The organism is Shewanella sp. AS16, from assembly GCF_021412365.1.
Lineage (GTDB): Bacteria > Pseudomonadota > Gammaproteobacteria > Enterobacterales > Shewanellaceae > Shewanella > Shewanella salipaludis.
The window spans coordinates 1-349 of record NZ_JAKCLK010000097.1 but is presented as its reverse complement, the minus strand read 5'-3'; the positions used below and the strand labels follow the sequence as shown (position 1 = coordinate 349).

Sequence of the window (349 nt, the reverse complement as noted above, 5' to 3'; positions counted from 1 at the left end):
GCCAGCAAAGCAATGGTGCCACTTATCCACCACTGGCTGATCATTCAGGGGCAACGTAGTATGCGCGGCCTGCGCATGAACACCCTCGGCTGGTTCGATTTTAAATCAGCGTGGTTTGCACCACCGGATCCATGATTGCTGGTTGATAACAAAATCACTACACTAACGCCGTTCTCAACGGGGTGCCACGCAGCCGCGTGCGCTGAGAAAATACCCGTCGAACCTGATCCGGATAACGCCGGCGAAGGGATTTGAGGCTCCTTCTCAAGTCCTTTGCCACTCTTTTGTGAGGTGCAAAGTGTTAAAAAAATGTCTTCCCCTGCTGTTGCTGTGCACAGCGCCTGTTTTC

The 349-nt window shown here is 52.7% G+C and carries 1 riboswitch.

The features are described 5' to 3' along the window. The first annotated feature begins 168 nt into the window (after nt 1-168). Nucleotides 169-268: riboswitch (TPP riboswitch) on the top strand. Nucleotides 269-349 lie beyond the last annotated feature (81 nt).